The following is a 26,989-nucleotide window of genomic DNA, read 5'->3' on the forward strand; positions in this document are numbered from 1 at the left end:
CCCGGAACCCGCCCGGCCGCGGCTTCAGGCGTGCTGCAGGTCGAAGCAGCAGCCCGCGTAGAAGGGCTTGTCGCCGCCTTGGACGAAGGGCACCTCGATCGCCTTGCCCTCGTTGCGCCAGGCGTCGCGCCGCCTGTAGCCGGATGCTGCCAGCTCGGCCAGCAGCTCGTCATGGTGCTGGATGCGGTAGGGGCAGACGGCAAAGCCGATGCTGTTGAGCGTGTAGAGCGTGCGCTCCGGGTGCACGGCGGTGGTGTTCAGCACGATGCGCCGCGGCTTGACGGGCAGCGCGGCAATGATCTCGGAGATGCGCTGCGGCAGGTACTGCAGGCTGCCGGACGCGTAGAGCACGTCGCAGCCGCTCGCGTCCCTGAAATCGGTGCTGAAGCTCAGCTGCGCGGTGGCCTCGCGCTGCACCGCGAGCTCGCGGCCGGTCTGGACCACGGTGGGCACGTCGCAGACTGTCCAGCGCAGATCGGCCGGATAGTTCAGCATGCGGCGAAAGGCGTAGTACTTGATACCGACGTGACCGCCCAGGTCGAAGATGCTGCGCATGCCGTCGTCCAGCGCGCGGCCGATCCAGAACAAGCCCGGATAGTCGTAGGGCGCGACCTGGTGGCTGTAGAAGGCGTCGGCGGGCGCGTTGTCATAGCCGACGGCCTTGGTGGGCGGAGCTCCGGCCTCGGCCGCGGCGAAGCTTTCGAAGGAACCCATGAAGAGGTTTTCTTCACGGTTCTCCAGGAACTTGCGGCGGTAGGCAGCTTCGCGGACCGACGGGGGAAGGAGACTCGTAAGCATGGGTGCCTTTTGCCTTGTTGTTGAATGCAATTGCAGCGCGCATTTTGCACTTTGAAACAAAAGTATTCAACAGTAAACATGCAGGGAGGCCGCCTTGCGCCCGCCGCCGGCCGGGGCGCGAGCCTGCTATTGGACCCTGTAGCCCGCGTTCTCGATCGCCAGCACGATGTCCTGGCGCTGCTGCGTGCTCAGCACGTCGACATGGCCGGTCTCGAGATCAACTGTGACCTGCGCCTTCGGATCGATCGCCTGCACTGCATTCTGGACCGCGGTGACACAGTGGCTGCAGCTCATGCCGGACACCTGGAATTTCTGGCTCATCGTTGCTCCTTCATTGGGGGTTGAAGCGAGAGTGTCGACTTTGCCACGGTGTCAATGTCAAGGTCGCTGGCAACGCATGTTTGCTGAAGGGTAATGCCCATGCGCGGGGAACCGCGGCGCACGCCGGGCTGTCGTATCCTCGTGCGCGCTCGCCGCGCCGCCGGCCTGCAACGGACCGGCCTGCCGGCTTTCGCCTTTTTCTGATTTACCCATGCGAATCCTCCTGGTCGAAGACGATGCCGTGCTGCGCGGCGTGATGCTGCGCAGCTTCGGAGACGCCGGTCACCGCGTCGACGTGGCGGCCAATGCCGAGGACGCCGACCACCTGTGGCGGGTGCAGCTCTTCGATGCCGTGCTGCTCGACCTCAGCCTGCCCGCCACCGCAAGCGCGACCAGCGGCCTCGTGAGCGGGTTGACCGTGCTGCGCCATGCGCGTGCGCGCGGTGACCGCACGCCGGTGCTGGTGCTGACGGCACGCGGCCGGACCGAGGAGCGCATCGCCGGCCTGGATGCCGGTGCCGACGACTACCTCGGCAAGCCCTTCGACCTCGCGGAAGTCGAGGCGCGGCTGCGCGCGCTGGTGCGGCGTGCGCAGGGCACCGAGGACATTGCGACGCTGGGGCAGCTGAAGCTCGACCGCAAGGCGCGCCGCTTCGCCGTGGCCGGCGCGCCGCTGGACCTGCCGGCGCGCGAATTCGAGGTGCTCTGGGAGCTGATGAGCCCACCGGGCCGCACCGTGAGCAAGCGGGCGCTGTCCGACAAGCTCTCGACCTTCGACGAAGCGCTGGGCGACAACGCGCTCGAGGCCTTCATCTCGCGTCTGCGCAAGAAGCTGACGGGCAGCGGCGCGGCCATCCGCACGCTGCGCGGCATCGGCTATCTGCTGGAAACGGCGACGTGAACGAAACGGCGCGCCGGGCGGCGGCGAGCGCGCCTTCGCTCACCGCACGCGTGCTGCGGCGGGTGCTGCTGCCGCTGGCGATGACCTGGCTCGCGGGCACGGCGCTCGCCGTCGCGGTGGCCAGCCATTTCACCGAGCAGGCTTTCGACCGCTCGCTGCTCGACGATGCCTATGCGGTTTCGGCCAATGTCGAAGCAGGCGAGCGCGACATCCAGTTGCGGCTCACGCCGCGCGAGGTGTCGAGCGTGCTCTTCGATCAGTCTGAAACCATCTACTTCGCGGTGCTGCGGCAGGATGGCTCGGTTCTGGCGGGTCACCAAGGCCTGCAGGCGCCGCTACCCGCGGAAGGAGCGCGCTACCGGTTCTCCGACATCGTTCACCAGGGCCAGCCGCTGCGCGCGGTCGTGCTGGACCACGAGCCGCCCAACGCTTTCCGCGTGGTGATCGCGCAGACGACGCTGGCGCGCAGCGCGCTGGTGAAGCGCCTCCTGGCCTACGCACTGGCGCCACAGCTGCTCTTGCTGGTGCTGCTGGCGATCTGGCTGTGGCGCGGCATCGAGGGCGAGCTGAGGCCGCTGGGCGAGCTGCGCCAGACGCTGGACCAGCGCGATGCCCGCGACCTGGCGCCGGTGCCCGTGGCGCGCAGCTCGGGCGAGCTGGAGCGCCTGGGCGACACGCTCAACGCGCTGTTCGAGCGCCTCGGGCACAGCGTGCGCGCGCAGCGGGAGTTCGCGGGCAACGTGGCGCACGAGTTGCGCACGCCGCTGGCGGGTATCCGCGCATTGGCCGAGTACGGGCTGGCGCAGCAGGCGCCCGCGATCTGGCGCGAGCAGCTGCGGCAGATCGCCGCCAGCCAGGCGCGCGCCAGCCGCCTGGTCGACCAGCTGCTCGGCCTGGCGCTGGCCGACGAAGGACGCACCGGCCTGCAGCGCGAGCCGCTGCGGCTCGATGTACTGGTGGAGCAGGCGGTGCTGCGCCACCTGGCGCGCGCCGACGCACAGGGCGTGGACCTGGGCGCACTGGGCCTGGAGGCGCCGGTAGCGGTGCAGGCGAACGCCGCGCTGGTCGAGGGCATCCTCGACAACCTGATCGACAACGCACTGCGTTATGGCGGACGCACCATCACCATCGCGCTGGCCGGCCACACGCTGGCGGTGATCGATGACGGGCCCGGCATAGCGCCCGAGCTGCAGCGCGCGCTGATGCAGCGGTGGTCGCAGGGGGCCGAAGGCATGAAGCTCGGCCAGGGCGCCGGGCTGGGGCTGGCGATCGTGGCGCGCTATGCCGCGTTGCTCGACGCGGAACTGCGATTCGAAAAAGCCAGCGACGCCGGCGGTCTGCGGGTCAGCGTGGCGTTCGGCGCACCACTCGCTCAGGCGAGCGCCGGGTAGTCGATGTAACCCTCCTCGCCGCCGCCGTAGAAGGTGTTCTTGTCCCAGGGATTGAGAGGCGCGTTTTCGCGCAGCCTGCGCACCAGGTCGGGGTTGGAGATGAAGGGCTTGCCGAAGGCCACGAGGTCGTCGCCTTCCTTCACGGCGTTTTCCGCCAGCGGCTTGTCGTAACCGTTGTTCACCATCCAGGCCGCCCGGCCGCCGGCGTTGCGGTAGGCGGCCTTGAGGGACTCGTAGTCGAAAGGCCGGTCCTCCAGTTCGCGAGGCCCGCCGGTGGCGCCTTCGATGACGTGGATGTAGGCAAGGCCCAGCGGCGCGAGCTGTTTCACGACGTATTCGAACAGCGGCTGCGGGTCCGCGTCGTTCACGTCGTTGGCCGGCGTGACCGGCGACAGCCGGATGCCGGTGATGCCGCCGCCGGCCGCGTCGACCACCGCCCTTGTCACCTCGAGCAGCAGGCGCGCGCGGTTCTCGATGCTGCCGCCGTAGTCGTCGCCGCGATGGTTGCTGCCGGTCTTGAGGAACTGGTCGAGCAGGTAGCCGTTGGCCGCGTGGATCTCGACGCCATCGAAGCCGGCGGTCTTCACGGCGTTGCGGGCGGCTGCCGCATAGGCGTGGACGATGCCGGGCAACTCGCTTGCCTCGAGCGCGCGCGGCTCGGAGGTTTCGACGAAGGTGGGCACGCCGTTCTTGATCAGCACCGTCTTGGTCCTGGCTGCGATGGCCGACGGAGCGACCGGCTTGCCGCCGCCGGGCTGCAGTTCGCTGTGCGAGACGCGGCCGACGTGCCACAACTGAACGACGATCTTGCCGCCTTCGTCATGGACGGCATCAGTGACGCGCTTCCAGGCCTGTAGCTGCTCCTCGCTATAGAGGCCCGGCACGTCGGCATAGCCCTGGCCCTGGTGGCTGATGGCGGTGGCTTCGGTGATCAGCAGGCCTGCGCCGGCGCGCTGCGCATAGTAGGTGGCGGTGATCGGGGGCGGCACCGCATTGGGCGAACGGTTGCGCGTGAGCGGCGCCATGACGATGCGGTTGGCGAGCTTCAGATCGCCGGCCTGGATCGGATCGAACAGGGAGGGCATCTTTTTCCTTTTGTCGTGAAGGGGAGTCCACCCGACGGTAATGCGTTGTGGGCGGCCGTGCTGCCGCGGGGTTGTCGTTTTGCTGCTAGTGCATGCCGCAGAATGGCTGTCCCGATGACGACGCTGGCTGCCACGCTCACACCCGCCCGAGCCCTGCGCCTTGCGCTCGCGCTTTCCCTGGGCGCGGCGGTGTCGCTGGGCATCGCGCGCTTTTCCTATGGCCTGCTGTTGCCACCGATGCGCGCCGACCTGGGCTGGAGCTACGCGCTGGCGGGCGGCATGAACACCGCCAACGCCGCAGGCTACCTGGTAGGCGCACTGATGACGCCGGCCTTGATAAGACGCTACGGGGCGCTGCGGTTGCTGGTCGGCGGCGCGGTGTGGGCCAGCCTCTTCATGGGGGCCAGCGGCTTTTTCACCTCCGCGCCGGCGCTGCTGGCGCAGCGGCTGCTGGCCGGTGTTGCGAGCGCCTGGGTCTTCGTCGCCGGTGGGTTGCTGGCCGCGCGCCTTGGTGCGCTGCAGCCCGAACGCGCGGGCCTGCTGCTGGGCCTTTACTACGGAGGCACGGGCTTCGGCATCACCCTCTCGGCGCTTCTGGTGCCGCCGGTTCTGCGGGCCGCGGACGGACAGGCGCATGGCTGGGCCTGGGCCTGGTGGGCGCTTGCGCTGGCGTGCATGGCGGCGACGGCGGTGCTCGGCCTCGCGGCGCGCGCCATGCCGGCCGATGTGCTCCAGGGCGCCCCGGCATCGCGGGCGGCTGCCGTGGTGCCCCGCGCGGCCGTGCATCGACTTGTCTGGGCGCTGGCGGGCTACCTCATGTTCGGCGTGGGCTATATCGGCTACATGACCTTCGTGATCGCGCTGCTGCGCGAGCAAGGGGCGAGCCCGGAGGGCATCACGGCCTTCTACGCGCTGCTCGGCGTTGCCTGCGTGGCATCCGCAAGGCTCTGGGCCGGGTTGCTGGATCGCTTCCGCGGCGGCGGGCCGCAGGCTTCCCTCAACGCATTGCTGGGGCTGGCAACGCTGCTGCCGGTGCTCAGTGCAGCGTGGCCGGTGGCCTTGCTGTCGGGACTCCTGTTCGGGGCGGTGTTCCTGTCGGTCGTGGCGTCGACCACCGCGCTGGTGCGTCACAACCTGCCGGACGCGCAATGGGGAAGCGGTATCAGCGCCTTCACGATTGTCTTTGCACTGGGACAGATCGTGGGGCCGACCGTGACGGGGTGGATCTCCGACGGGACGGGCGGCTTGGCGCGCGGCCTGGTGGCCTCGGCCGCGGCGCTATGGCTTGGCGCTGCGCTGGCCTGGCAACAGCGGCCGCTCGCCACCGAGGACGCCAGGCGTCCTACTTGGCGAGGCCCTCGGCCTTGAGCGCCTCCTGCACGTTCGGCCGAGCGCCGACGCGCGCATGCCAGGCCTGCACGTTGGGGTAGGGCGACAGGTCGATGCCGACGGGCTTGGCCCAGTTGGTGACGGTGAACAGGTAGCCATCCGCCACGGTGAAGTGTTCGCCCATCAGGTATTCCTTGCCTTCGAGCTCGCGATTGAGCCACTCATAACGTGACTCCAGCTTGCTCTTGAAGACAGCTTTCGCTTCGTCGGGCATGGCCGGGTTGAAGAAGGGCGAGTAGGTCTTGTGGATCTCGGTGCCGATGAAGGTCAGCCACTCCTGGAGCCGATAGCGCGACAGCGTGCCCGCCGCCGGGGCGAGATTCTTGGTGGGGGCGAGATCGGCGATGTACTGCACGATCGCCGGGCCTTCTCGCAGGCGCGTGCCGTCGTCGAGCTCGAGCATCGGCACATAGCCGAGCGGGTTGATGCCGTAGTAGTCCGTGCCGTCCTTCAGCTTGTGGCTCTTGGTGCTGGCGAGCACGGGTTCGAAGGCAATGCCGGCTTCGCGCAGCGCAATGTGGGGCGAGAGCGAGCAGGCGCCCGGCGAGTAATACAGCTTCATGCAAAAGACTCCGGTGGATAGTTGAGGAACGACCTCGAGTAAGCACAGCATGCTAGCGGTTTCGCGCCGCGTTTTTGTCCTACGGTGCGTCGGGTGGGCCGACTATCAGCGGCGAGAGGGGCTTTTCCTATCCTGCGATGCGCCGCGGCTGGGGCCGCGATCTTTGGAAAAGGAGCACCTCCATGTTGAAGTACGCCATCATCTTTGCCATCGTTGCGCTGATTGCGGGCGCACTCGGCTTCGGCGGGATCGCCGCCGGTGCGGCTGGCATTGCCAAGCTGCTCTTCGGCCTGTTCCTGATCGTGGCCGTGGTCTTCCTGGTGCTGGCGGCGCTGGGCATCGGCGCCGCGAAAAAAGCCCTGGACTGACGGCCGGGGCCTGAGGAGGAACATGCATGCGTCGAACCTGGAAGCCGTGCTCGACTATGAGGTAGAGGCGCCTTCGCACCTTGTGTTCAATATCGAGGCGGCGCGCTGCGGCGCACAGGCGGTGACCAGCGAGGAGCTGGTGATCGAGCCTGCGGTGCAGCGTGAGGCCTTCTGCGACGAGGCGAGCGGCAACCGGTTCGTGCGCTTCGATGCGCCGCCCGGGCCGCTGAAGATCCGCTATCGGGCCCAGGTCCGCCGCGCTCATGTGCTGGTGCCGACCGACCTCGCGGAGCTGCCGGTGAATCAGGTGCCGCACGAGCTCCTCCACTACCTGATGCCCAGCCGCTATTGCGAGTCGGACCTGATGTCTCGCTGCGCGCAGCAGCTCTTCGGCGAACTCCCGCCGGGCATCGGGCGGGTGCAGGCGATCACCGACTGGATTCACGACAGCATCACCTACGAGCCGGGCAGCAGCAACTCGACGACAACTGCGCGCGAGGTGTTCGTGGAGCGCGCTGGCGTGTGCCGCGATTTCGCACACCTCGGCATCACTTTCTGCCGCGCGCTCAACATCCCGGCGCGGCTGGTGGTGGGCTATGTCTGGTTCGACGAGCCGCCGCAGGACTTCCACGCGGTGTTCGAGGCTTGGCTGGGCGGGCAGTGGGTGCTGTTCGATGCCACGCGCATGGCACCGCCGGACCGCTTGGTGCGGGTGGGCACCGGACGCGATGCGAAGGACGTGGCCTTCTGCACCTTCTTCGGGCCCGTTCGCATGACGGGCAAGGCGCTGAGTGTGCACGAGGTACAGGACGAGCGGCTCGTCGCCTCTGCCGCCCCGAGGGCGAGTGGGCAGTTGGTCGGTATCGAGAAGCCGGTGCCTGTCCCAGCGGCTTCGATGTCACTGTTGCAAACGCCGGCGCGTGTGCAATTGCTATAAAAAAGATAGCAAACTGGCTAGGTATTACGGGCTTTCGCAGGGAGAGCGGCGGACTGCCATCTTGCCCCTGCTGGTCGATGGCGGTGGCCCGCGCGAGTAAAATCGACGCCCCCTTTCCGCTAGCGCACGCGCAAGTGCGCCGCTTCCAATGCTCTATCCCGAAGAATTCGACGTGATCGTCGTCGGCGGTGGCCATGCCGGCACCGAGGCTGCGCTGGCGTCGGCCCGCATGGGCGCCCGCACCCTGCTGCTCACCCACAACATCGAGACGCTCGGGCAGATGAGCTGCAACCCGTCGATCGGTGGCATCGGCAAGGGGCACCTGGTCAAGGAAGTCGATGCGCTGGGAGGCGCAATGGCTATCGCGACCGATGAAGCCGGCATTCAGTTCCGCATCCTCAACTCGAGCAAGGGGCCGGCGGTGCGGGCGACGCGCGCGCAGGCCGACCGAGTGTTGTACAAGGCGGCAATCCGGCGACGGCTGGAGAACCAGCCGAACCTCTCACTCTTCCAGCAGGCCGTCGATGACCTGATGATCGAAGGTGACCGGGTTGTCGGCGCAGTGACGCAAGTGGGCATCGCCTTTCGAGCGCGTGCCGTGGTGCTGACCGCCGGCACTTTTCTCGATGGTCGGATCCATGTGGGCCTCGACAACTACCAGGCAGGCCGGGCGGGCGATCCGCCTGCAGTCAGCCTGTCGGGGCGGCTCAAGGAGCTGAAGCTGCCGCAAGGTCGGCTCAAGACCGGCACCCCGCCGCGACTGGACGGCCGCAGCATCGATTTTTCCAGGTGCGTCGAGCAGCCGGGAGACGGCATGCCCGGCGGCGCAGGGCCCATGCCAGTCTTCAGCTTCATGGGCCGGACGGACATGCATCCGCGGCAGATGGCTTGCTGGATCACCAACACGAATGCAAGGACGCACGAGATCATCCGCTCAGGCTTTGACCGCAGCCCAATGTTCACCGGCAAGATCGATGGCGTGGGCCCGCGCTACTGCCCGAGCGTGGAGGACAAGATCAATCGCTTTGCCGACAAGGAAAGCCACCAGATCTTCCTCGAGCCCGAGGGGCTGACGACCAACGAGTACTACCCGAACGGGATTTCGACCAGCCTGCCATTCGACATCCAGTATCAGTTGGTCCGATCCATCGCCGGGCTCGAGAACGCGCATATCCTGCGCCCCGGCTACGCAATCGAGTACGACTACTTCGATCCGCGCGAGCTCAAGAGCAGCTTCGAGACGCGGGCCATTCAGGGTCTTTTTTTCGCTGGACAGATCAACGGCACGACCGGCTATGAGGAGGCAGCGGCCCAGGGGCTCTTCGCCGGCGTGAACGCCGCTCTTTTGTGCCGGGGCGAAGCGGCATGGCTGCCGCGCCGCGACGAAGCCTATCTGGGTGTGTTGGTCGATGACCTGATTACCAAGGGCGTGACCGAGCCTTACCGCATGTTCACCAGCCGCGCCGAGTTCCGGCTGCAACTGCGGGAGGACAACGCGGATATGCGCATGACGGAAGCCGGTCGCAAGTTGGGGCTGGTGGACGATGCCCGCTGGGACGCCTTCTCGCGAAAGCGAGATCTTGTTTCACGTGAAACAGAGCGGCTGCGCTCGATCTGGGTGAATCCACGGAATCTGCCCGCTAGCGAGTCGGAGCGGGTTCTTGGCAAGGCCATTGAGCGGGAGTACAACCTTGGAGACCTCCTGCGTCGGCCCAATGTTGACTACGCCTCGCTGATGTCGCTCGAGGCCGGCAAATACGCTTCTGCGGAGCCACTGGGCGAACTTGAGATCGAACAGATCGAGATCGCGGCGAAGTACGCTGGTTACATCGACCGGCAACACGGCGAGGTCGAACGGGCCGCGCATTTCGAGAACCTCAAGCTTCCGGCAGACCTGGACTACGGTGAGGTCAAGGCGCTAAGCTTTGAAGTACGGCAAAAGCTGGCCAAGCATCGGCCAGAAACCCTGGGACTCGCTTCCCGTATCTCGGGAGTGACGCCAGCTGCGATCTCGTTGCTGATGGTCCACCTGCGCAAAGGTGGGCACCGTGCCTTCCGGCAGGGTGCCGAGACCGAGTCGCAGATCGTCGGCGAATGAGCTCCGATCGTGAGTTGCGGGACGGCGCGGCAGCGCTTGGCCTGCGGCTGAGTGACCAGCAATGCGAACTGCTCTCGGCGTATGGCGCATTGATCATGAAATGGAACAGGGTCTACAACCTGACCGCGTTGCGGGACCCAGCGACCGTCCTGACCCATCACCTCCTCGATAGCCTTTCGGTCATCGGGCCACTTGGGCGTGAGTGGCCGGGGAGTGCGGCGCTGCTCGATGTCGGGGCTGGAGCGGGCTTGCCTGGCGCAGTGATCGCGATCATGCGCGAGGACATCACGGTCACATGCCTGGACGCAGTGGCCAAGAAGGCGGCGTTTGTCCAACAAGTGGCGGTGGAACTCGGCCTGCCAAACCTGCGTGGCTTGCACGCGAGAGTGGAATCATTGATGGGCAGCTTCGAGTTGATCAGCTCGCGCGCCTTTGCCTCCTTGCCTGACTTCTTCGACGGAACGAAGGGCCTGCTTGCGCCCGGCGGCCTCTGGCTGGCTATGAAGGGAAAGACGCCAGTCGAAGAGCTGGCCCGGTTGCCAGCAGAGATCGAGGTGTTTCACGTGGAACAACTGCAAGTCCCAGGCTTGCACGCGGACCGCTGCATCGTTTGGGCACGGAAACAGGCCGCTTGACCCGCTTCTGGTACATCGACCTCGCTTAGACTCGAAGCCTCCCTTTCCGAGGCAAATCCATGTTCGGCATCGCTGACTACGGCGCATTCGTCGTCGCCATCATCATCTTTCTGGCGATCCCCGGGCCAGGCAACCTGGCGATCATCACCTCGACCAGCAAGGGCGGCATCCGCGGCGGGCTGGCGGCGGCCTTGGGCTTGATCGCAGGCGACCAGGTGCTCATGTGGGCTGCTGTGGCTGGGGTTGCCGCGCTGCTGAGCGCCTATCCGCCCGCGTTCAAGGCGGTGCAGTGGCTGGGTGCCGCCTACCTGGCCTGGTTGGGATTCCGGATGCTGACTGCCAAGTCGGGCGCTGCACCGATCCTCAACATCCGTCCGCGGCATTACTTCCGTCAGGCGATGATGATCACGTTGCTGAATCCGAAGGCAATCGTTTTCTACATGGCCTTCTTCCCGCTCTTTGTAGACCCGGCTCGCCACCAGGGCCTGCTGACCTTCGGCGTGATGGCACTGACGATCGCGGTGCTGACCTTCACGTACTGCCTCGTCGCTACGCTGCTCACACACTTCCTGGCGGAGCGCCTGCGTGCCAATCCCCGCATCAAGTCCCTGTTCGAAAAGCTCGCCGGGATCTTCCTGATTGGCTTCGGCGTGAAGCTGGCAGCCTCTCAGTAGCATGGCGAAGATTTTCTGCATCGCAAACCAGAAGGGGGGCGTGGGCAAGACCACGACCGCCGTCAATCTCGCGGCTGGTTTGGCGAAGGTAGGGCAGCGCGTCCTGATGATCGACCTGGACCCGCAGGGCAATGCCACCATGGGTTCGGGCATCGACAAGCGCCAGTTGGAGACCACGGTCTATGACGTGCTGCTCGAATCGGCCTCGGTAGCCGAGACGCGTGTCAAATCCGAAAAGTGCGGCTACGACGTACTTGGCGCCAACCGCGAACTGGCAGGGGCGGAGGTCGAGATGGTGACGCTCGACCGGCGCGAGAAGCGGCTGCGAACCGCGCTGGCCGCTGTCGGCGCCGAGTATGACTTCATCCTGATCGACTGCCCCCCCAGCCTGAGCCTGCTGACGCTCAACGGCCTGTGCTCCGCGCACGGCGTGATCGTGCCCATGCAGTGCGAGTACTTCGCGCTCGAAGGGCTGACCGATCTGGTCAATACCATCAAGCAGGTGCATGCCAATCTCAACAAGAACCTGCAGATCATCGGCCTGCTGCGTGTGATGTTCGATCCGCGCATCACGCTCCAGCAGCAGGTCAGCGAGCAGCTCAAGGCGCATTTCGGCGAGAAGGTGTTCGACACCGTGATTCCCCGCAATGTGCGACTGGCGGAGGCGCCCAGTTATGGCTTGCCCGGGGTGATCTTCGACCCGGCGGCACGCGGCAGCCAAGCGTTTGTAGCTTTCGCCGAGGAACTGGTGCGCAAGATGCCGCCAGCCAGCGCGCTGGCCGGCGCCGCGCCGGCGCCCGTGCCAATGGAGGCCCCGCCTGTCGCCGTGCAAGACCCGAACGGCGCCTGAGTGCAGCCGCTTTCCTTTTTTTTGCAGATGCCCACGCCCACCATCCTGTTGCTGCCCGGGTGGCAGAACAGCGACCCACCGCACTGGCAAAGCCGCTGGGAGGCCATCCACGGCGACCGTCGTGTCGAGCAGCATGAATGGATGCGGCCGCTGCGTGGCGACTGGTCGGCCCGCCTTGAGGAAGAGGTGCTGGCCGCGCCCAGTCCCGTGGCCTTGGTCGCCCATAGCCTCGGCTGCATCCTCGTGGCCGCATGGTCGGCCCATTCGCGCAACACCCACAAGGTGCAGGCGGCATTCCTGGTCGCGCCGGGCGATCTGGAGCGCGACGATGTGCGCCAGATGATCCCCGGCTGGGCGCCGATCGTGCGCGAGCCCCTGCCTTTTCGGGCGCTGATGATCGCCGCCAACGACGATCCCTATTGCAGCGCCGAACGATCCCGCGAAATGGCGCGCGACTGGGGCGCCCGCTACCTCGACGCCGGTCCTGGCGGCCACCTCAACGGCGAGTCCGGCCTCGGCGACTGGCCGAGGGGCCGCCAACTGCTGAACGAACTCCTGAAAGAAGAATGACCTCGATGGCCACCAAGAAACCCAAGGGCCTCGGCCGCGGACTCGAAGCCCTGCTCGGGCCCACTTTTACCGGCCCGGACAACTCGGCCAATGACGAGGCTGTGCCGCCCAATCCGACCACCTTGAACCTGGACCAGATGGTTCCCGGCGTCTATCAGCCTCGCACGCGGATGGACGAGGGCGCGCTCTACGAGCTGGCGGAGAGCATCAAGGCGCAGGGCATCATGCAGCCGATCCTCGTGCGACGCCTGGACAGCGATGCCTCGCGCGCAAAGAACGCCGAGTTCGAGATCATCGCGGGCGAGCGGCGCTACCGTGCGGCGAAGCTGGCAGGCCTCGACAGCGTGCCCGTGCTCGTGCGCGACGTGCCGAACGAGGCCGCGGCGGCCATGTCGCTGATCGAAAACATCCAGCGGGAAGACCTTAACCCGCTGGAGGAGGCTCAGGGCCTGCAACGCTTGGTGGCCGAGTTTGGGCTCACTCACGAATCGGCAGCGCAGGCCGTAGGCCGTTCGCGCAGCGCCGCCAGCAACCTGCTGCGCCTGCTGAACCTCGCCGAGCCTGCGCAGGCCATGCTCATGGCGGGTGATCTCGACATGGGCCATGCGCGCGCGCTCCTGTCACTCGACAAGGGCACCCAGATCACCGCGGCCAACCAGATTGCCGCCAAGAAGCTTTCGGTGCGCGAGACCGAGGCGCTCGTCAAGAAGCTGAGCGCCGAGTTCAGCCTGCGGCCGCCGACGCGGCGCGGCAGTGCGGACAAGTCGCGCGATCTGCAGCGCGTCGAAGAGGAGCTCGCGGACCTCCTGGCCGCCGAGGTCGAGGTGCGCATCAAGAAGCGCAGCAAGCGCGGTGGGCGGGTGGAGCAGAGCGGCGAGCTTGCCATTCACTTCGGGTCCCTGGACGCCCTCAACGGCCTGATCGACCGCATCCGCCAAACGGCCTAACCGGAAGGTTGGGAAGTCCTAGCTTCCGGACGGTTGTCCGGCGGCTTCTTTGCGCCTATGCTCTGCCGGTTACTTTTTCTAACCTATAACCCGAAAGTACTCCAAGGGGTCCAATCATGAGCATTTCCCGTCTGTCGCTCGTTCCCATCGCCATGGGCGCGCTTTTGCTGGCCGGCTGCGAGACCACCGACATGCAGATGGGTAGCCAGAGCGCGAAGACGGTCGCCACCGGCAGCGCCGCCGGAAGCGCCTCGGCCAACACCAGCAGTACGCTCGAGCGCTGCGGCTCACCGCTGGGCACCGTCTCGCTCATCGAGAACCAGTCAGCCGGTTGGTACACCATCCTGCGCAACGAGTACAAGCTGCCGCCGACCGCCAACCTGCTGCGCCTGCTGGTGCAGCAGTCCAACTGCTTCGTGGTGGTGGAGCGCGGAGCGGCCGGCATGAACGCGATGTCGCGCGAGCGCGACCTGATGACTTCGGGCGAAATGCGCCAGGGCAGCAATTTCGGCCGCGGCCAGATGGTGGCTTCGGACTACGGCCTGTCGCCCGAGATCGTCTTCAGCAACAACAATGCTGGTGGCATGGGCGGCTCGCTCGGCGGCCTCGTCGGCGGGCGCTACAGCGGCGTGCTGGCGGCGGTGGGGGGCAACCTCCAGACCAAGGAAGCCAGCGCGCTGCTGACCTTGATCGACAACCGCTCAGGCGTGCAGGTCGCTGCTTCCGAGGGCAGCGCCTCCAAGACCGACTTCGGCGCGTTCGGTTCGGTCTTTGGCAGCGGCGGCGCGGGTGGCCTCGGCGGCTACACCAACACGGCACAGGGCAAGGTGATCAGCGCCGCCTTCATGGACGCCTTCAACCAGATGGTCGTCTCGCTGCGCAACTACAAGGCGCAGACGGTGCAGGGGCAGGGCCTCGGTGGCGGTGGCCGGCTGGGTGTCGACGGCGGCGTGGCGCCATCGCAAACCTCGGCACCGGCCGAGCGCGCGCCCGCCCGACGCAAGTAATTCGCGAACGAGCGCCGAGCCGGCGCACAAGAAAGCCCGGCACGCTTGCGAGCGCCGGGCTTTTGGTTGGCGCCTCAGAGGCTGAAGATCTTCCCCGGGTTCATGATGTTCTTGGGATCGAGTGCGCGCTTGATCGTCCGCATCATGTCGATGGCGCCCACCCCGGCCTCGTTCACCAGGAACTCCATCTTGTGCAGCCCCACGCCGTGCTCGCCGGTGCAGGTGCCTTCGAGCGCCAGCGCACGCGAGACCAGCGCGTGGTTGAGCTTCTCGGCGGTCACGCGCTCCTCGGGCGCGTTCGGGTCGAGCAGATAGCCGAAGTGGAAATTCCCGTCGCCCACGTGGCCGACCAGGAAGTAGGGAATACCGCTTGCATCGGCTTCAGCCACCGATTCGAGCAGGCAGTCCGCCAGTCGCGAGATCGGCACGCAGGTATCGGTGGAGATCACGCGGCAGCCGGGGCGCGACTGCACTGCCGCGAAGTAGCTGTTGTGCCGCGCGGTCCACAGCCGCGTGCGCTCTTCCGGCGTGCTGGCCCACTCGAAGGCCTTGCCGCCATGGCCGCTGGCCAGCTCCTGCACTGTCTCGGCCTGTTCCTTGACGCCGGCCGGCGACCCGTGGAATTCCATCAGCAGCATCGGCTCCTCGCGGAGCGCCAGCTTGGCGTACGCATTCACCATGCGCACCGTGTTCACGTCGATCAGTTCCACGCGCGCGATCGGCACGCCCAGCTGGATGATCTCGATGGTGGTGCGCACCGCAGCCTCGATGCTCGGGAAGGAGCAGATCGCGGCGGACACGGCCTCGGGCAGGGGATAGAGGCGCAGGGTGATTTCCGTCACCACGCCCAACGTGCCTTCGCTGCCGACGAAGAGGCGCGTGAGGTCATAGCCCGCCGATGACTTTTTTGCGCGGGTGCCGGTGCGGATCACCTCGCCGCTCGCGGTGACGACTTCGAGCGCGAGCACGTTTTCGCGCATGGTGCCGTAGCGCACCGCGTTCGTGCCGCTCGCGCGCGTGGCGGTCATGCCGCCGATCGATGCATCGGCGCCCGGGTCGATGGGGAAGAACAGGCCCGTGCTCTTGATCTCATCGTTGAGCTGCTTGCGCGTGACGCCGGGCGCCACGGTCACTGTGAGATCGTCGGCATTGACCGAGAGCACGCGATTCATGCGGCTCACGTCGATGCTGATGCCGCCTTGCACCGCGAGCAGGTGGCCTTCGAGCGAGGAGCCGACGCCGAAGGGGATCACCGGCACGCTGTACCCGCCGGCGAGCTTCACCGCGTCGGCCACGTCTTGCGTGGTCTCGGCGAAGACCACGGCCGCGGGCGGCGGCGCATCGAAGGAGGACTCGTCGCGGCCGTGCTGCGTGCGTACCGCCAGGGCCGTGGAGCACTGCTCGCCGAAGCGCGCCTTCAGCGCCTGGAGCAATGCGTCCGGTACGTCGCGCAGCGCAATGGCGGGGGTGAGATGGGCGAGGGCGGTGGGCGCGTTCATCGGCGGGTCTCCAGAGGGGGCTACCATTCTACGAACCAGCTTCCACGAAGACAGCGACATGGGCAACCGACTCACGCAGATCGCCACGCGCACCGGCGACGACGGCACCACCGGCCTGGGCGACAACACGCGCGTCCCCAAGGACCACCGGCGCGTGCACGCAATGGGCGACGTGGACGAACTCAACTCGCACATCGGCCTGCTGTTGTGCGAGCCGATGCCGATGGCGCTGCGCGACCTGCTGGTCGACGTGCAGCACCAGCTCTTCAATCTCGGCGGCGAGCTGTCGATGCCCGGTTTCACGTTGCTGAAGGCCGATGCGCTGGTGCAACTCGACAACGCGCTCGCCGAACACAACGCGGCGCTCCCGCGGCTGGCCGAGTTCATCCTGCCGGCGGGCACCCGCGCCGCCGCGCAGGCGCACGTCTGCCGCACCGTCGCGCGGCGTGCGGAGCGCGCGGTCGTCGCCCTCGGTGCCGAGGTGGAGCTCAACGAGGCGCCACGCCAGTACCTCAATCGCCTGAGCGACCTGCTGTTCGTACTGGCGCGCGTGCTCAATCGCGTGGACGGAGGGGACGACGTGTACTGGAAGAGCGAGCGGCTGGCGCGCGCCGCCGACTCCGATGCCAACGCCAACGCCGACGCCAACGAATAGAAGACCCGACTCGAGGAGACCGACACATGCCCATCAAGCACTGCACATACGCCTGCGCCGCCGCGCTCGCGGCCTGGCTGGCGCTGCCGACGACAGCATCCGCGCAGAACGGCAACGACCCGCCGGCCGCCCAGCGCGCGCATACGCTCAAGCCGCCGCCGCAGAACGGCAAGGTCCTGGGCGGCATCCATCGCGGTTCCGATGCTGCGGGCCGTGGCATCGACCACGCCGACTCGGCCACGCGCCGGGGCATCGGGAACGCCTCCGAGCGCGCCAGCCGGCCGATCCGCAACTTGGGTGAATCGCTGGGCCGCAAGCTGCCCGGTGGGCAGGGCCGCGGTGCGCAACCGTCCGTGGGCCCCCAGGGCACCGCGCCTTGAATCGGGTCCGACTCCCTTTACCCGCGCTTACACCCTTCATGCCGGCCACATCGGTGGCGCGTGGCGGCGATACATGGGCTTTTCATACTGCACCCATGTTCCAACGCACTGAAGGAGTCGCAATGAACAACAAGCGCATCAAGACCCGAACGACCATCGTTGCAGCTGTGCTGGCGCTCGGCATGGCCGGCAGCGCACTGGCGCGCGACGACGGCTACGGGCATCGCGACCGGCGTGACGACGACGGCGCGCGCTATTCGCAAAGGTTCGATCGCGACCACGATCGCCGCGAGCATCGGGAAGCTCGGGATGACGACCTTCGCCGCTGGGACGGCCGTGGCAAATGGCATCGCGGCGGCTACCTGCCGCCGACCTACCGCGGCCACTACGACGAGGTCGGCGACTGGCGCGCCCGTCGGCTGGAGGCGCCGCCCAGCGGGTACCACTGGGTGAGCGCGAACGGCGATCTGGTGCTGGCGGCGATCGCAACCGGGCTGATCGCCCAGATCATCGCGTCGCAGTAAGCCGGATCAGGCGGCGGCTGCGACCGTCTGGGCACACACGTTGTGCCCGGTGATGGTGAGGCGCAACCCGCCTCCATGCCATTCGAGCCAGTTGAGGGCCACGTAGGCCTCGATGTCCGCATCGGCGATCTGGTCGGCCTGTCGCTGCTTCAACAGGTTGACCGTGGCCGGCAGGGCCTGCCGCAGCCTTTCCCTCGCCGTGGCCTGTTCGGCCGCCGCGGGGGAAAGGTTGCGCGTGGGAAGAGAAGTCGATGCCTTGGCCAAAATCGCTCCGATCGCAGACGAAAGAGTCCAATGTACGCTTCCTGCGAACGCCGTCACGGACCTTTTTCGCAGAATCCGACGGGCGTGCGCCTGCCGACAGCGACGACGCAATCTACTTGCGTGGCGTCTTCAGCAGCTTGCTGACTTCGTCCACGTTGTCGCGGATGCGCTGGCTCACGATGTCGAAGGCCTCGGCCTGCGACTTGGCTGCCAGTTCCGACAGCTCCCGGATATCGTCGAGCGCCTGCTTGAAGGCCGCCTTGCCCAAGGCATCGAGCTTGGCGAGGTTCTCGCGCGGCTCGGCAGGCGACATGCCCTTCACCGCCCCCTGCCATTCGACGATCGACGTCTTCAGCATCTCGGTCTGACGCGCCACCACCGCCTGCAGACCTTGATAGGACTTCTGGTTCGCCTCCATCAGCGCCTGCAGGTCCTTGCGCCCGCTCTCGGCGATGGTGCCGGCCGCCCCGGCCAAAGGAAGGTTCTGCAGGCGCTCGGCCATGCCCTTGAGCGGCTTGATGAACGCATCCTGGATGTCTTCCGCGGCCGTCGGCTGTGCCTTCCTGGCGCCGGCCGTGCTGCTCGTCTTGCTGCTGGTTGCCATGCTCGTCTCCGGGTTGTGGTTGGAGCCGCCACGATACGCCCACACCCCGGCTGGATGGAAGTCGCAAACCCCCGATTCTTCTCGTCTTGCAATTTCGCACGTCTGTGCTAAATTTGCTGAATGGATGCCAAGACCCAGAAGAGCGAGCTGACCCGCACTGCCATCGTCGGCACGGCGATGGATCTCGCCTCGGCCGAGGGACTCGAGGCCATCACACTCCAGGCCGTGGCCACGCGGCTGGGCCTGTCCAAAAGCGGCGTGTTCTCGCGCGTGGGCTCGCGCGAGGCGCTGCAGAAGGCGGTCATCGAGGAATTCGGGCGCCGCTTCCTGGCCGACGTGTTCGTGCCCGCAATGCAGAAGCCCAAGGGACTCGCGCGGCTGGACGAGATCGTCTCGCGCTGGATCGTGCGCACCCGTGAGGTCGAGACCGAGACCGGTTGCATCTACACCGCCGGTGCCTTCGAGTTCGATGACCGGGAGGGCGAGCTGCGCAACTTACTGGTGGAAGAGGTCACGCGCTGGCGCGCTGCCCTGCGCCGGACCGTGCAGCAGGCGATCGAGACCGGCGAGCTGCGGGCCGACACCGACCCCGCGCAACTCGTCAGCGAGATCAATGGATTGATCATGTCCCTGCTGCACGACGCGCGCTTCCTCCGAGACACGCGCGCAGCAGACCGCGCCCAGCTCACCTGGCAGCGCTTGATCGCCAGCTACCGGGCGTGAGTTCCATGGCTGCCGCCATTTCCGACCTTCGCTCATTCACATTTCGCACAGCCGTGCGATAAAAGGGGAAAGCATGTTGATCGCTCTATTGTTCCTGGGTGCCTGCCTGCTCGGCCTGGGCGTGCGCACGGTGCTCGACGCCGTTCGCAGCCTGCCGCGGAGCAACGACGATTGGGTCTGGTATTGAAGAACCCGGAATCCAAGATGCCCACCGTCACGCCCGCCACCTCCAACGCTGCGGCCTCATCAGCCGCGGCCTCCAACTACTACGGCGCCAGCCCCTGGATGCGCCCGCTGCGCCTGGCTCTGGCCGCGCTGCAACGCACCTGGCCCACGCTTGGCGTGCGTGCCGCCTACCGTCTCTTCGGCACCCCGCTGCCGCTCAATTGGCTGAACCGCCGCCACGCCCCCGATGCCGGCTGGCAACGCGAGACCTGGGCCTTCGAGAAGGCGAGCCTCGGCCTCTACACGCCCGATGCGGCATCGCGAGAGGCGCCGCGCGTGCTGCTGGTCCACGGCTGGGGCGGTCACGCGGGCCAGATGCTTCCCCTGGCGCAGGCCCTGACCGCCGCCGGCTTGACGCCGCTGCTGCTCGAGATGCCGGCCCATGGCCGCAGCCCCGGAACGGTCAGCAACCTGCCGCAGTTCGCGCGGGCCATCGACTACGTGGCGGCCCGGCTGGCGCTGGAGGGCACGGCGCTCAAGGCCATCGCTGCGCACTCGCTCGGCGCGAACGCGTTGGCCTACGCGGCCAGCCGCGGCCTGCGCGCGGAACGGCTGGTCCTGCTGGCACCGCCCGCGTCACCGCACGCCTTCACCCGCTATTTCGCGCATGTGTTCGGCCTCAACGAGCGAACGCGCGCCGCCATGCAGCACCGGATCGAGGCACGGGAGGGCATCCTCATGCCCCTGTTCGAGCCTGACGCCGTGGGCCCGCGCATCGCACAACCCACGCTGGTGGTGCATGACCGCGACGACCGCGTCAACCGCTTTGCCGACGGCGTGGCCTACCGCGACGCGATTGCCGGGGCGCAGCTCATCGCAACACAGGCGCTGGGCCACCGCCGCATCTTGCGGGAGCCCTCCGTGCTGCAGGAGGTGGCTGCCTTCGTTTCGAGGGCTTGATCGGGCGCGCGCTCAGCGCGCCGCCAGCGCAGTCCCGTCCGGCAGCTCGATCTTGACTTCGAGCACCTCGAGGTCGTCCTGCTTCTCCAGGTGGACCTTGATGTCCTCGGCCTTGATCGACACGTACTTCGAGATCACCGCGATCAGTTCGCGCTGCAGTTCCGGCAGGTAGTCGGGCCGCCGCTTGCCGCTGAGGCTGCTGCGCTCGTGCGCGAGGATGATCTGCAGCCGCTCCTTCGCGACGCTCGCCGTCTTCTTCTTTTCGCCCAGCAGGAACGAGAAAAAGGACATGCTTACCTCCCTCCGAAGAAGCGCTTGAAGAAGCTGGGCTTCTCGGCCTCGACGAAGCGCATCGGCCTGTCCTCGCCGAGGAAGCGCGCCACCACGTCGCTGTAGGCCTGGGCCACCTCGGTCTCCTTGTCGTGGATCGCGGGGATGCCCTGGTTCGAAGCCTGCAGCACGCTCTCGGATTCCGGGATCACGCCGATCAGCTTGATGCGCAGGATGTCCTGGATGTCCTCCAGCGACAGCATCTGCCCGCCGGCCACCCGGTTGGGGTTGTAGCGCGTGATCAGCAGATGCTCCTTGATCGGCTCGCCGCCTTCCTTGGCCCGCTTCGTCTTGGAGCCGAGCATGCCGAGGATACGGTCGGAATCGCGCACCGAGGAGACCTCGGGGTTGGTCACGATCAGCGCCTCGTCCGCGAAGTGCATCGCCATCAGCGCGCCGGTCTCGATGCCGGCGGGCGAGTCGCACACGATGTAGTCGAAGCCCTGTTCGCTCAGCTCGTTCAGGATCTTCTCGACCCCCTCCTGCTTGAGTGCGTCCTTGTCGCGCGTCTGGGATGCGGCCAGCACGAACAGGTTGTCGCACTGCTTGTCCTTGATCAGCGCCTGGCTCAGGTTGGCCTCGCCCTGGATCACGTTGATCAGGTCGTAGACCACCCGCCGCTCGCAGCCCATGATCAGGTCCAGGTTGCGCAGGCCGACGTCGAAGTCGATCACGGCCGTCTTCTTGCCCGCCAGCGCGAGCCCCGATGCAAAGCTCGCGCTCGTGGTCGTCTTGCCGACGCCGCCCTTGCCCGAGGTCACCACCACAATCTTGGCCATTCGAATCCTTCTCTTCTGTTTCGTTTGTTCAGGTGTGCGCGTGCGCGCGGATGGCCGCCTCATTCGATGGCGCTCATCACGATCTTCTTTCCGTCCAGCGAGATCTGCGTCGCCTTGCCCGCAACCTCCGCGGGCAGCGCGACTTCTGCGGTGCGGTAGATGCCCGCTATCGCAACCAGCTGCGCTTCCATGCAAGTGGTGAAGATGCGTGCCTCGGTGTTTCCGCGCGCGCCCGCGATCGCCTTGCCGCGCAGCGGCGCGTAGACGTGCACGTTGCCATCTGCGATCACCTCGGCGCCGAAGCTGACCACTGCGGTCACCACCACGTCGCCACCGCGCGCGTACACCTGCTGGCCCGAACGCAGCGGTTTGTCGATCACCAGCGTGCCGTTCGCAGGCACCGGCACCTCGCGCACGATCTGGGGCTGGGGGGCTTCGGCTGGTGGCGGAGCTGGCCGCGGGCTCGGCGAAGGCGGCACCGGCATCGCGGTCACGGACAGGCCGGCCGCGCGCGCCGCGGCGTTCTGCCCGTCGCTGCCGCCGCGCACCGCGACCGGCTGTGTCTGGTGGCGCGCCAGCAGCGCGCGCAGCGCAGGAAAGTCGAGACTCGCCGCGGCATCGCTCTGCTCCAGCTGCGAGAGATCGATGACGACCGGCTCCTGGTCGAAGAAATCGGGGGAATCGGCGAGTTGAGCGTCGAGCGCCTCGGCCAGTACGCCCAGGTCCGCGGTCTTGAGGATCACGGCGATCAGCGGAAGCGTCGCGCTCTTGAATTCGAAAACCGCTCGGGTGCGCGCGGCGGATGCATCTGCCATGGAAAACGTGGGTGCGAAAAGCGTTGGAGTCTAACGGGGAGTGGCGGGCAACCTGTCGATGCTTGCTGGAAAGATGACCGGGCACAACACTTCTTGCACTGGGTTTCAAGATTGATTCACCCACGCAACACCGGCACCAAGGCGCGGTCGACTCCTACAAGCACGCAGGCGTTCTTTTCAGAGACTCACGCGCTTCGGCCCTCTCCCGGGCTGCTCATTGTCCCCTCATGCAACCTATCCTCGACATTCGGTCGGTGCGGCCGGACCTCTACACCTACAGCCTTGGCGCGGCACCGGCGGCCGAGCTCCAGTGCGGTGATTTCTTCGACACGGCCGAACGCTGCCTGCTCGACGCGGGCCAGGGCCTGTATCTCTACTTCGATCGCGTCCAGATTCGCTTTGCAGGTTTCTCGCTCGGCAGCTACCCGGTCGCGCGCATGGTGGAAGATCCGATGGGCTTGTTCCAGGAGCTCGTGGCGTGCGTCTTGCGCGTCTACCGGGCAAGCGCCGCCCCGCGCCGGGCTCCGGCTCAGGCGGCGCGCGAGCGGTTGAGCACGGCGTAGAGCAGGATCGCGCCGAAGGTGGCGGTCCCGATGCCGCCCAGTGCGAACTGGCCGAACTTGAGCGTGAAGTCGCCGGTGCCCAGGATGAGCGTGATCGCGGCCACGATCAGGTTGCGGTTCTGCGAGAAGTCCACCCGGTTGTCGACCCAGATCTTGGCCCCCGCGACCGCGATCAGGCCGAACACCACGATGCTCACGCCGCCCATCACAGGCAATGGGATGGCCTGGATCAGTGCGCCGAACTTGGGACTGAAGCCCAGCAGCAGTGCGATGAACGCCGCCACCACGAAGATCGCCGTGGAGTAGATCTTGGTCGCCGCCATCACGCCGATGTTCTCCGCATAGGTCGTGACGCCGGTCCCGCCGGCCGCGCCGCTCACCATGGTCGCGATGCCGTCGCCAATGAAGGCGCGGCCCAGGTACGGATTGAGATCGCGACCCGTCATTGCGCTCACCGCCTTGATGTGGCCCAGGTTTTCGGCCACCAGGATCACCGCCACCGGCGCGATCAGCAGCATGGCGTTCACCTCGAACACCGGCGCCGTGAAATTTGGCAGGCCGAACCAGGGGGCCGCCGCCAGCGGGCCAAGGTCGATCGGCTTGCCCAGCCCCAGCCCATTGGTGAGCACGGCGTAGATGAGGCTCGCCGCGACCAGTCCCATGAGGATCAGCAAGCGTTGCACCATGCCGCGCGCGTAGACCGCGATCAGGCCCACGCACAGGAAGGTCAGCGCCTGCATCCAGGTGTCGAAGCCGGTCGGCGCCATGTTCTTGATCGGCACGCTCGCCAGATTGAGCCCGATGACCGCCACCACCGCGCCGGTCACCACCGGCGGCATCAGCCGCTCGATCCAGTGCACCGCGACGTCCTGCTCGATCTCCTCCACCTCGACCCCTCTGAGCGGCGCCGACTTGTGGTGCCGCTCGTTGGTCAGCGCGACCAGCACGCCGATCAGCACGTAGACCGCCCCGCAGACGATGATCCCGCCCAACGCCACGCCGAGATTGCCGTTCGGCCCCTGGCCCGCGTAGCCGGTGGCCGCGATCACCACGCCGATGAAGGCGAAGCTGGAACCCAGGTAGCTCGGCACGCGGCCGCCGGTCACCAGGAAGAAGATCAGCGTGCCGAAGCCGCTCATCAGGATCGCGATGTTGGGGTTGAAGCCCATGAGGATCGGCGCGAGCACGGTCGCGCCGAACATCGCGATCACGTGCTGCACCCCCAGGGCGAACGTCTGCGGCCAGGGCAGTCGCTCGTCGGGCGCCACCACGGCAGTGTCGCCGGCGGCCACCTCGCGCCAGCGGGGAAGGTACGAATCGCTCATGTCTTTTCTCCTCGGTTGTTGTTGTTGGCCCGGCCGGCGGGCGCGCTCGCGCCTTCTCAGCCTTGCGGGATCAGAACCGCCATCGTCAGCCGCGAGACGCAGGTCAGCTCGCCCGCATCGTTGGTGAGGTCGATCTGCCAGACCTGCGTGCTGCGGCCGCGATGCACCGGGCGCGCAATGCCCGTGACCCAGCCCGAGGTCGTGGCCCTGATGTGGTTGGCATTGATGTCCAGCCCCACCGCGCGGTGGCCTTCGGGCGCCGAGTAGTGCGCGCCGCAGGAGCCCAGCGTCTCGGCCAGCACCACCGACACGCCGCCGTGCAGGATGCCGTAGGGCTGGCGCGTGCGCTCGTCCACCGGCACGCGGCCGCGGATGAAGTCGGGGCCGATCTCGAGGAACTCCACGCCCAGCGTCGCCACCGCCGTGTTCACGTGACTGCGGGTGAGTTCCTCGATCGAGATCTCTTTCTTCCAGATGGACATTCGCTTTCTCCGGTTCGTTCAGTGGGGTTTGACCAAAACTATAGCGACTGGCCCTGACACGGCCACGGGCCCGCGGCCGATGCGGGCGCCGGGCGATGGATCTAAGCTCGCCGCATGAAGCTGACGCGTGCCCGGCGATGGGTCATCGGCTCGGTGATCACGCTGCTCCTGCTGCTGGGCAGCGGGGCCTGGTTCGCCTGGCGGCTGCTGCCCAGCGACGAGGCGCTCGCCGCCCGCATCGGCGAGGGCTTCGAGCGCGCGAGCGGCATCGGCCTGCGCGTGGGCAGCGCGAGCTGGTCGCTGCGCCCCTCGCCGGTCGTGGTGCTGCGCGACCTCGCGACCGAGCAGCCGCGGGCCATCACCGTGCGCCGCGTCGTCCTTCGGCCGCGGCTCGCGGCGCTGTTGCGCCGCACCATCGCCATCGACGCCGTCGAAGTCGAAGGCGCCGTGTTGCCGCGGGCCTCGGTGCGTGCCTTCCGCGGGCGCTGGAAGAAGGGCGAACTCTCCGGGGAGATGGCCGGCGCCTGGAAGCCGGCCGACATTCCGATCGAGCGGCTTCGACTGGACGACATCGTGTGGATCAACCGCCAGGACATCGCGCTCGCCTACGACGCCGATGTGCGCTTCGCTCCCGGCTGGCGCCCCCGCGAGGCGGAACTGCGGCGCCCAGGGGTATCGCCCACCACCCGACTGCGTGTTGTCCGCGAAGGCGAGGAAGACCGCTGGCGCGTCGAGGTCGATGCCGGCGGCGGCACGTGGAACGGCCAGGCCGAGCTCCACACCTTGGACCAGGGCCGCCTGCGCCTCACCGCCCAGCTGGAGCCCCGGGGCATCGACGTGGGCGACCTCGTGAGCGCCTTCCGCCGGCATCAGGCGGTCGAAGGCCGCTTCGACGGCCGCACCGAAGTGCGAAGCGAGGGCGAAGATTTCGGCGACCTGATGCGCCACCTGAACACCCGCACCCGCTTCGCCATGCAGCCTGCGACGATCAAGGGCTTCGACCTCTCGAAGGTGGTCGGCGCGCCCAACGCCGCGCGCGGCGGCCAGACGGTGCTCGACGAGCTCACCGGCACCGTCGAGACGCAGAACACCGAGGACGGCATCCTGCTGCGCTACATCGGACTGCAGGCGCGCTCCGGCGTGCTCACCGCCAGTGGAAGCGCAAGCGTCCTCAATCGCCGCCTCGACGGCGAGATGGCGATCGACCTGGTCGACGGCATGGTGGGCGTGCCACTCAAGCTGGCCGGCACGCTCGACAACCCTCAGCTGTCGATGACCGGGGGCGCATTGGCCGGCGCGGCGGTGGGCACAGCCGTGCTCCCGGGTGTGGGCACCGCCATCGGCGCGCGCGTCGGGCAGCAGGTGGAAAAGCTGTTCGGCTCGGACGACGAGAAGACGAAGCCGCGGCGGCTCGCGCCCTCCAAGGCACGTTGAACCGGCGCTCGTGGTTGATCACGCCGGCCTGAATCCCGGCAGTGCATGCATGCGCTGCTTCAATGCCTCGATGAAAGCCGTCACCCGGGCCGGCCGGTACAGCCCCGGCGGCAGCGCCACGTGGATGCCGATCGGCTCCAGCCACCAGCGCGGCAGCACCCGCTTGAGCCGCCCGGCCTGGATGTCCGCGTGGCACATCCACGGCGCCGCGGCGCCGATGCCGGCGCCGTTGAGGATCGCGCGGTAGCTCGACAGCAGGCTGTCGGTCTTGATCGGCGTGTCCAGCCGCACCATGCGCGATCGGCCCGACCGGTCGAGCAGCCGCACGCTGCCCTCCACATAGGGCACCAGGCCCACGCAGGGCAGCGAGGGGAGCCGGGCCAGCGTGACCGGCCCGGTGCGCTTGAGCAGGGCCGGCGTCGCGATCAGCACGCGCTCCATCGCGCCCAGGTGCCGGCTCACCAGGCCCGGGTCGCGCACCTCGCCCACGCAGACCCAGCATTCCGCGCCCGAGGCGGCGAGGTCGACGACGCGATCGGTCAGCGTCAGCTCGATGCGCAGGCCGGGGTGCGCGGCGCGCAGGTCCGTCACGGCGTCCGTCAGGAAGCCGGTGCCGTAGCCCGACGGGCCGATCACGCGCAAGGTTCCCTCGGGCCGGCTCTGGCCGCCGGACAGCCGGTGCGACAGCCCCGACCACCGATCGGTCAGGTCGTGCGCCTCGGCCAGCAGCGAGCGGCCTTCGTCGGTCAGCGAGAAGCTCGCCGTCGTGCGCAGCGCCAGCTTGCAGCCCAGCAGCCGCTCGAGCTCCAGCAGGCGCCGGCTCACCGTCGGCTGCGTGGTGTCCAGCAGCCGCGCCGCCTTGCTGAGGGAACCGCTCTCGCCGATGCGAATGAAGGTGGCGAGCAGGTCCAGGCGGTCGTGGGTGTACTTCATGCGCATGACGTATAGCACTTC

General features: G+C 67.4%; 32 protein-coding genes. 19 read left to right on the forward strand and 13 right to left on the reverse strand.

Annotated elements, in window-relative coordinates:
- Nucleotides 1-24: 24 nt before the first annotated feature.
- Complete coding sequence (locus G3W89_RS00140; RefSeq protein WP_162572215.1) at nt 25-798, reverse strand: TIGR04325 family methyltransferase; 774 nt, start codon at nt 796-798, stop codon at nt 25-27.
- A gap of 126 nt (nt 799-924) precedes the next feature.
- Nucleotides 925-1,119: a heavy-metal-associated domain-containing protein gene (locus tag G3W89_RS00145; RefSeq protein ID WP_162572216.1), complete on the reverse strand. Its 195-nt coding sequence runs from the start codon at nt 1,117-1,119 to the stop codon at nt 925-927.
- Between the two features lie 211 nt (nt 1,120-1,330).
- On the opposite strand from G3W89_RS00145, the gene G3W89_RS00150 reads away from it, so the two are divergent.
- Together G3W89_RS00150 and G3W89_RS00155 are read left to right on the forward strand one after the other, a co-directional pair.
- A complete protein-coding gene (locus tag G3W89_RS00150; RefSeq protein ID WP_162572217.1) occupies nt 1,331-2,020 on the forward strand; it encodes a response regulator transcription factor in 690 nt (229 codons plus the stop codon).
- Nucleotides 2,017-3,411, forward strand: coding sequence for a sensor histidine kinase (locus G3W89_RS00155; RefSeq protein ID WP_232076227.1), 1,395 nt, complete (start codon nt 2,017-2,019; stop codon nt 3,409-3,411). The genes G3W89_RS00150 and G3W89_RS00155 overlap by 4 nt, the downstream gene beginning before the upstream one ends.
- Here the strand turns inward: G3W89_RS00155 and G3W89_RS00160 are convergent.
- Nucleotides 3,393-4,496 carry an alkene reductase gene (locus tag G3W89_RS00160; RefSeq protein ID WP_162572218.1) on the reverse strand — a complete coding sequence of 368 codons (1,104 nt, stop codon included), beginning with the start codon at nt 4,494-4,496 and terminating at the stop codon, nt 3,393-3,395. The two genes, G3W89_RS00155 and G3W89_RS00160, sit on opposite strands and share 19 nt — an antisense overlap.
- A gap of 114 nt (nt 4,497-4,610) precedes the next feature.
- On the opposite strand from G3W89_RS00160, the gene G3W89_RS00165 reads away from it, so the two are divergent.
- Nucleotides 4,611-5,864, forward strand: a complete 1,254-nt coding sequence (locus G3W89_RS00165) for a YbfB/YjiJ family MFS transporter (protein ID WP_232076229.1) — start codon at nt 4,611-4,613, stop codon at nt 5,862-5,864.
- Here the strand turns inward: G3W89_RS00165 and gstA are convergent.
- On the reverse strand, nt 5,839-6,447 hold the full coding sequence (gene gstA / locus G3W89_RS00170; RefSeq protein WP_162572220.1) for a glutathione transferase GstA: 609 nt from the start codon (nt 6,445-6,447) through the stop codon (nt 5,839-5,841). The genes G3W89_RS00165 and gstA overlap by 26 nt on opposite strands.
- A gap of 182 nt (nt 6,448-6,629) precedes the next feature.
- Here gstA and G3W89_RS00175 point away from each other — a divergent pair, with 182 nt between their 5' ends.
- The 9 genes from G3W89_RS00175 (at nt 6,630) to G3W89_RS00215 (ending at nt 14,533) form a co-directional block, all read left to right on the forward strand.
- Nucleotides 6,630-6,815 carry a DUF1328 family protein gene (locus G3W89_RS00175; RefSeq protein WP_162572221.1) on the forward strand — a complete coding sequence of 62 codons (186 nt, stop codon included), beginning with the start codon at nt 6,630-6,632 and terminating at the stop codon, nt 6,813-6,815.
- 22 nt (nt 6,816-6,837) lie between these two features.
- Complete coding sequence (locus tag G3W89_RS00180) at nt 6,838-7,752, forward strand: transglutaminase-like domain-containing protein (protein ID WP_162572222.1); 915 nt, start codon at nt 6,838-6,840, stop codon at nt 7,750-7,752.
- A 148-nt stretch (nt 7,753-7,900) separates the two neighbouring features.
- Nucleotides 7,901-9,850 (forward strand): tRNA uridine-5-carboxymethylaminomethyl(34) synthesis enzyme MnmG, encoded by a 1,950-nt coding sequence (gene mnmG, locus G3W89_RS00185; protein WP_162572223.1) that lies wholly within the window; start codon nt 7,901-7,903, stop codon nt 9,848-9,850.
- Nucleotides 9,847-10,485 carry a 16S rRNA (guanine(527)-N(7))-methyltransferase RsmG gene (rsmG, locus tag G3W89_RS00190; protein ID WP_162572224.1) on the forward strand — a complete coding sequence of 213 codons (639 nt, stop codon included), beginning with the start codon at nt 9,847-9,849 and terminating at the stop codon, nt 10,483-10,485. The genes mnmG and rsmG overlap by 4 nt, the downstream gene beginning before the upstream one ends.
- A 59-nt stretch (nt 10,486-10,544) precedes the next feature.
- Complete coding sequence (locus G3W89_RS00195; protein WP_162572225.1) at nt 10,545-11,159, forward strand: LysE family transporter; 615 nt, start codon at nt 10,545-10,547, stop codon at nt 11,157-11,159.
- Between the two features lies 1 nt (nt 11,160).
- Entirely contained in the window at nt 11,161-12,009 is an 849-nt protein-coding gene (locus G3W89_RS00200; protein WP_162572226.1) for a ParA family protein, read from the forward strand.
- Between the two features lie 27 nt (nt 12,010-12,036).
- Entirely contained in the window at nt 12,037-12,579 is a 543-nt protein-coding gene (locus G3W89_RS00205; protein WP_162577245.1) for an RBBP9/YdeN family alpha/beta hydrolase, read from the forward strand.
- A gap of 5 nt (nt 12,580-12,584) precedes the next feature.
- Nucleotides 12,585-13,526 carry a ParB/RepB/Spo0J family partition protein gene (locus tag G3W89_RS00210; RefSeq protein ID WP_162572227.1) on the forward strand — a complete coding sequence of 314 codons (942 nt, stop codon included), beginning with the start codon at nt 12,585-12,587 and terminating at the stop codon, nt 13,524-13,526.
- A gap of 116 nt (nt 13,527-13,642) precedes the next feature.
- Complete coding sequence (locus G3W89_RS00215) at nt 13,643-14,533, forward strand: CsgG/HfaB family protein (protein ID WP_162572228.1); 891 nt, start codon at nt 13,643-13,645, stop codon at nt 14,531-14,533.
- Nucleotides 14,534-14,607: 74 nt separating this feature from the next.
- On the opposite strand, the gene G3W89_RS00220 is transcribed toward G3W89_RS00215, so the two are convergent.
- On the reverse strand, nt 14,608-16,032 hold the full coding sequence (locus G3W89_RS00220; RefSeq protein ID WP_162572229.1) for an FAD-binding oxidoreductase: 1,425 nt from the start codon (nt 16,030-16,032) through the stop codon (nt 14,608-14,610).
- A gap of 58 nt (nt 16,033-16,090) precedes the next feature.
- Here G3W89_RS00220 and G3W89_RS00225 point away from each other — a divergent pair, with 58 nt between their 5' ends.
- The 3 genes from G3W89_RS00225 (at nt 16,091) to G3W89_RS00235 (ending at nt 17,591) form a co-directional block, all read left to right on the forward strand.
- Entirely contained in the window at nt 16,091-16,687 is a 597-nt protein-coding gene (locus G3W89_RS00225) for a cob(I)yrinic acid a,c-diamide adenosyltransferase (protein WP_162572230.1), read from the forward strand.
- Between the two features lie 26 nt (nt 16,688-16,713).
- Nucleotides 16,714-17,067, forward strand: coding sequence for a hypothetical protein (locus G3W89_RS00230; RefSeq protein ID WP_162572231.1), 354 nt, complete (start codon nt 16,714-16,716; stop codon nt 17,065-17,067).
- Between the two features lie 122 nt (nt 17,068-17,189).
- Nucleotides 17,190-17,591: an RcnB family protein gene (locus G3W89_RS00235; RefSeq protein WP_162572232.1), complete on the forward strand. Its 402-nt coding sequence runs from the start codon at nt 17,190-17,192 to the stop codon at nt 17,589-17,591.
- A 6-nt stretch (nt 17,592-17,597) separates the two neighbouring features.
- Here G3W89_RS00235 and G3W89_RS00240 read toward each other — a convergent pair whose 3' ends face one another.
- The gene (locus G3W89_RS00240) at nt 17,598-17,855 is read right to left on the reverse strand and encodes a hypothetical protein (protein ID WP_162572233.1); all 258 of its coding nucleotides are present in this window, start codon (nt 17,853-17,855) and stop codon (nt 17,598-17,600) included.
- Between the two features lie 112 nt (nt 17,856-17,967).
- Nucleotides 17,968-18,459: a TIGR01841 family phasin gene (gene phaP, locus G3W89_RS00245; RefSeq protein WP_162572234.1), complete on the reverse strand. Its 492-nt coding sequence runs from the start codon at nt 18,457-18,459 to the stop codon at nt 17,968-17,970.
- 120 nt (nt 18,460-18,579) lie between these two features.
- Between phaP and G3W89_RS00250 the strand changes: the two genes are divergently transcribed.
- Both G3W89_RS00250 and G3W89_RS00255 read left to right on the forward strand, forming a co-directional pair.
- Nucleotides 18,580-19,182 (forward strand): TetR/AcrR family transcriptional regulator, encoded by a 603-nt coding sequence (locus G3W89_RS00250; RefSeq protein ID WP_162572235.1) that lies wholly within the window; start codon nt 18,580-18,582, stop codon nt 19,180-19,182.
- Nucleotides 19,183-19,386: 204 nt separating this feature from the next.
- Nucleotides 19,387-20,307, forward strand: a complete 921-nt coding sequence (locus G3W89_RS00255) for an alpha/beta fold hydrolase (RefSeq protein ID WP_162572236.1) — start codon at nt 19,387-19,389, stop codon at nt 20,305-20,307.
- 12 nt (nt 20,308-20,319) lie between these two features.
- On the opposite strand, the gene minE is transcribed toward G3W89_RS00255, so the two are convergent.
- From minE to minC, 3 genes are read right to left on the reverse strand one after another with little or no spacing between them, the layout of a single operon-like run.
- Nucleotides 20,320-20,598, reverse strand: coding sequence for a cell division topological specificity factor MinE (gene minE / locus G3W89_RS00260; protein WP_162572237.1), 279 nt, complete (start codon nt 20,596-20,598; stop codon nt 20,320-20,322).
- Nucleotides 20,599-20,600: 2 nt separating this feature from the next.
- Entirely contained in the window at nt 20,601-21,416 is an 816-nt protein-coding gene (gene minD, locus G3W89_RS00265) for a septum site-determining protein MinD (protein ID WP_162572238.1), read from the reverse strand.
- 59 nt (nt 21,417-21,475) lie between these two features.
- On the reverse strand, nt 21,476-22,231 hold the full coding sequence (minC, locus tag G3W89_RS00270) for a septum site-determining protein MinC (RefSeq protein WP_162572239.1): 756 nt from the start codon (nt 22,229-22,231) through the stop codon (nt 21,476-21,478).
- A 227-nt stretch (nt 22,232-22,458) separates the two neighbouring features.
- Here minC and G3W89_RS00275 point away from each other — a divergent pair, with 227 nt between their 5' ends.
- Nucleotides 22,459-22,794 (forward strand): hypothetical protein, encoded by a 336-nt coding sequence (locus G3W89_RS00275; protein ID WP_162572240.1) that lies wholly within the window; start codon nt 22,459-22,461, stop codon nt 22,792-22,794.
- On the opposite strand, the gene G3W89_RS00280 is transcribed toward G3W89_RS00275, so the two are convergent.
- Together G3W89_RS00280 and G3W89_RS00285 are read right to left on the reverse strand one after the other, a co-directional pair.
- Nucleotides 22,761-24,119, reverse strand: a complete 1,359-nt coding sequence (locus G3W89_RS00280; protein WP_162572241.1) for a solute carrier family 23 protein — start codon at nt 24,117-24,119, stop codon at nt 22,761-22,763. The two genes, G3W89_RS00275 and G3W89_RS00280, sit on opposite strands and share 34 nt — an antisense overlap.
- 56 nt (nt 24,120-24,175) lie before the next feature.
- On the reverse strand, nt 24,176-24,601 hold the full coding sequence (locus G3W89_RS00285) for a hotdog fold thioesterase (protein ID WP_162572242.1): 426 nt from the start codon (nt 24,599-24,601) through the stop codon (nt 24,176-24,178).
- Nucleotides 24,602-24,715: 114 nt separating this feature from the next.
- Between G3W89_RS00285 and G3W89_RS00290 the strand changes: the two genes are divergently transcribed.
- Nucleotides 24,716-26,035 carry an AsmA-like C-terminal region-containing protein gene (locus G3W89_RS00290; RefSeq protein ID WP_162572243.1) on the forward strand — a complete coding sequence of 440 codons (1,320 nt, stop codon included), beginning with the start codon at nt 24,716-24,718 and terminating at the stop codon, nt 26,033-26,035.
- An 18-nt stretch (nt 26,036-26,053) separates the two neighbouring features.
- Here the strand turns inward: G3W89_RS00290 and G3W89_RS00295 are convergent, their stop codons facing one another.
- Complete coding sequence (locus G3W89_RS00295) at nt 26,054-26,974, reverse strand: LysR family transcriptional regulator (RefSeq protein WP_232076231.1); 921 nt, start codon at nt 26,972-26,974, stop codon at nt 26,054-26,056.
- Nucleotides 26,975-26,989 lie beyond the last annotated feature (15 nt).

Source organism: Variovorax sp. PBL-H6 (genome assembly GCF_901827155.1).
GTDB lineage: Bacteria > Pseudomonadota > Gammaproteobacteria > Burkholderiales > Burkholderiaceae_C > Variovorax.